This window comes from Enterococcus florum (assembly GCF_004309355.1).
Lineage (GTDB): Bacteria > Bacillota > Bacilli > Lactobacillales > Enterococcaceae > Enterococcus_A > Enterococcus_A florum.
The window spans coordinates 1-3,996 of the sequence record NZ_BJCC01000068.1 but is presented as its reverse complement, the minus strand read 5'-3'; the positions used below and the strand labels follow the sequence as shown (position 1 = coordinate 3,996).

Sequence of the window (3,996 nt, the reverse complement as noted above, 5' to 3'; positions counted from 1 at the left end):
ACTTACATCTCCATTTACTATGTGATAAACTTTCTTTGTCCTTTTCCATAAGGACACCTCCTATCTTTGATAGTGATGCGGTCGGGAAACCAACATCAGTTTATCAATTTTGGGAGGTCTTTTTATTACCACGCTGGAAGCTCTTTTGAACCACCAGCACAGCAGGTGGTTTTCAAACATACAAAAAAAGGCTGTGACGTTACTGTCACAGCCTTTTCCTATTTTCTCAGCTCACGTAAAATGTCCGCTGCCTCTGCCAAATTCATTTGTTTCGCTCGTTTCAGTCGCTTAACAACTAACGGAATTTCTTGTTCTGTTGCACCGGCAGTAATTGCTAATGAACGGCTTTGCAAAGCCATGTGTCCTTTTTGGATACCGTCCGTCACTAGCGCTCTGACTGCTGCAAAATTTTGCGCCAGCCCCACCGCTACAATGATCTCCGCTAATTCTTCCGCTGTTTCAACACCCAATAGCTTTAAGCTGAGCTGGGCTTTGGGCAGCACTTTCGTAGCGCCGCCAACGATCCCGATCGCTATCGGAATCCGTAGACGACCAATCAATGTGTCATCAACGATTTCCCAATCTGTCAGCCCTCTATACTCTCCATCCTTTGCCGCGTAGGCATGAACAGAAGCTGCCACAGCACGAGTATCGTTTCCAGTTGCCAGAACAACTGCATCGATCCCGTTCATGATCCCCTTATTATGAGTAGCTGCACGATACGGGTCTAATTTGGCATATTCCGCTGCCGCTGCAATCCGTTCTGCTACTTCCGCTCCAATCATTTTTAAGGGCACTCGGCAACTCGCCTCAACCAACGAATGATCTGCATAATTACTCAAGATGCTGAAAAGAATTTCACTTTCTGACAGGAGCTGGCGAATTTCCTGGGCAATTCCTTCTGCCATCGTGTTCACAATATTTGCCCCCATCGCATCTTGCACATCTACCTGCAGATCGATCGACAAATAACCGTCTGCTTCAAAGCTGCGCCACTGAAGGGATCGCAATCCACCACCACGCTGGTAGATCGAAGGATACGCACGCTCGGCCGCTGCAAACAAACTTAAACGATGCTCTTCTAGCACAGCCTTAACTGCGGAAAAATCCGTGACTTGTCGCAGCACGATTTGACCCATCATCGTTCGTTCGAATGTCTTAGTAGTGAAACCTCCAGCCCTGCCAATGATTTTGGCTGCATTACTAGCTGCAGCAATCACAGAAGGCTCCTCAGTGGCCATCGGAATCTCTCGCTCTTTTTGATTGATCACAAAGTTGCGTGCCAATCCTAACGGAGTTTCAGTCTCACTGATCTGATTTTCGATCAGATTGTTGGCAATCTTATCTGGCAAAACCGTGTGGGTACGAAGCAGTTCCGCCTCCTCACTAGTCAATTTGCCTTCTTTAACCAGCTGTGCCAATCGTTGGCTTCGTTCTAGCTGATAAAATTTTTTTTTTTAAGTGTGGAGGTTTTATTCTCCGCTTTTTTAATCAAAAGCGCGATTCCGATCCCGCCGCCGACACATAAACTCGCTATCCCACGCTGTTTGTCCTCTTGATACAATTCAGACAACAGTGTAGTCACGATTCTTGCACCGCTGGCTCCGATCGGGTGACCCAAAGCAATGGCACCACCATAAATATTCAGCTTATCTTCCGGCAACTCCAGGTCTTCTTTGACCGCCACGGAAGCAGCTGCAAAAGCTTCATTGATCTCAAATAGATCGATATCCTCACGACTCAATCGTTGTTTGTCTAACAATGTGTGAATAGCTTTAATTGGAGCTACGCCCATGATGCTTGGATCGATCCCGACCTCGCTATAGCCTTCGATTACTGCTAAGTAAGGAAGATCATGGCTTTCAGCATAGGATCTTGAGGTCAGAACAACCGCAGATGCCCCATCATTTAAAGTCGAAGCGTTGCCGGCCGTCACCACGCCGTCGTCTTGAAAAGCAGGCGCTAATTCAGTTAGTTTTTCAAGTGTAGTTTGCGGACGAATGCCTTCATCTTCAGCGACCACTCGACCATCCGCTAAAGAGACTGGTAAAATCTCTTCTGAAAACTTGCCTGCTTCGCGTGCTTTTGCCGCTTTCATCTGCGAATCATACGCAAACTGATCTTGTGCCTCTCGCGATATCTGATATTGTTTTGCGACCTTTTCCGCAGTCAATCCCATATGCTTGCCACTGAATGCATCCGTCAGTCCGTCATAGATCATGCTAGGGACGGGAGCTTTCCATTCCTCTGTTGCAAAATCATATTGTGCAAGTTTTGGTGCCTGAGACATGTTCTCCGTCCCACCAGCGACGACCACCTCTGCTTCACCGAGCTGAATTTGCTGCATGGCTAAAATGATCGATTTAAGACCTGAGCCGCAAACTTCATTGATCGTCATGGCTGAAACCTCATAGGATAGACCAGCTTTGATCGCCGATTGACGGGCAACGTTTTGACCGTTTCCTGCTTGTAAAACATTGCCTAGAATCACTTGATCCACCGACTCGGCAGCTACTCCGCTCTTTTCAAGTGCACCTTTTACCGCTATCGCTCCAAGATCAACAGCAGAAACGGTAGCCAATGCACCTTTATATTTCGTGATGGGGGTTCGTACAGCGCTTAAGATCACTACTTCTTTCAAAAAAGACACCTCCAAAAAATTTTAAAATATGCTTGATTATAGCATGAATAGTTTTACTATTTCTTAAGAATGAATCCCACCAAAACTCAGCTTATCTGTGATATATTACAAGGTGAAGAGAAGGAGGGGCAACATGAAAATAGGGATCGATAAAATTAGTTTTCACGTACCAAACTATTACGTTGATATGACAGACTTGGCAAATGCCAGAGATACAGACCCTAATAAATTTCATTTAGGGCTTGGTCAAGACAAAATGGCCGTTATTCCTAAAACGCAGGATATCATCACACTAGGTGCTGCTGCGGCAGAAAAGATCTTGACGGATGAAGACAAGCAAATGATCGATATGGTCATCGTCGGAACGGAATCAAGTACTGATTTTTCCAAGTCGGCAGCAGTGAGCATTCATGACCTTTTGAATATCCAGCCTTTTGCACGTTCTTATGAAATAAAACATGCGTGTTATGCAGGGACAGCAGCTTTGCAGCAAGCACGTGATTATATCGCTGCTCATCCAGATAGAAAAGTATTGGTCATCGCTGCCGATATCGCAAAATATGGGTTAAACACTGGCGGCGAACCGACCCAAGGCTGTGGGGCCGTTGCCATGCTGATCTCAGCGGATCCAAGAATTTTAGCGATTCATGACGACAGCATTTTTTATTCTGAGGATGTTTATGATTTCTGGCGTCCTTCAGGCCATGATTATCCAATGGTGGATGGTCATTTGTCGAACGAAATCTATATTCAATCCTTTGTGCGTGTTTGGGAACAAAATTTGAAAGTCAATCAAACAAGTTCAGCGGACTACGCTGCGGTGACTTTCCATCTGCCGTATACAAAAATGGGACGTAAAGCCTTGCGTGCAATCTTCCCTACTCTGTCAGAGGAAGAGCAAAGACGTTTGGAAGCCCGTTATGATGAAGCCATCGTCTATAGTCGTGACGTTGGAAACTTGTATACAGGTTCTTTGTATTTAGGCCTGATTTCTCTGCTGGATAACAGTTCCGAGCTTCAAGCCGGTGATCGCATCGGTATGTTCAGCTATGGTTCCGGTGCTGTCAGCGAATTTTTCTCACTGGAATTAATCGAAGGTTACCAAGATCATCTGTCGCCAGCGGCCAATCAAGCAGTCCTAGCGGATCGTCAGAAATTAACAATTGATGAGTACGAAGCAATGTTCAACGATCATTTACCGATGGATGGTCAAGAATACAGCTTTAATGATTTATCCCCATTTGCGATTTCACGAATGAATGGCGAGATTCGTTATTATAATAAATAAAACACTCATAGGAAAGAGACTGTGACATAAGTCATAGTCCTTAATAGAAAAAAATTGGCTACCATAA

3 protein-coding genes are annotated in these 3,996 nt (G+C 45.2%); 1 reads left to right on the top strand and 2 read right to left on the bottom strand.

From position 1 onward, the window contains the following. Window positions 1-218: 218 nt before the first annotated feature. Both NRIC_RS19405 and NRIC_RS19400 read right to left on the bottom strand, forming a co-directional pair. The gene (locus tag NRIC_RS19405; RefSeq protein ID WP_175580169.1) at window positions 219-1,421 is read right to left on the bottom strand and encodes a hydroxymethylglutaryl-CoA reductase, degradative; all 1,203 of its coding nucleotides are present in this window, start codon (window positions 1,419-1,421) and stop codon (window positions 219-221) included. 14 nt (window positions 1,422-1,435) lie between these two features. Next, a complete protein-coding gene (locus NRIC_RS19400) occupies window positions 1,436-2,650 on the bottom strand; it encodes a thiolase family protein (RefSeq protein ID WP_227873861.1) in 1,215 nt (404 codons plus the stop codon). Between the two features lie 124 nt (window positions 2,651-2,774). Between NRIC_RS19400 and NRIC_RS19110 the strand changes: the two genes are divergently transcribed. Further along, window positions 2,775-3,929, top strand: a complete 1,155-nt coding sequence (locus NRIC_RS19110) for a hydroxymethylglutaryl-CoA synthase (RefSeq protein ID WP_146624307.1) — start codon at window positions 2,775-2,777, stop codon at window positions 3,927-3,929. Window positions 3,930-3,996 lie beyond the last annotated feature (67 nt).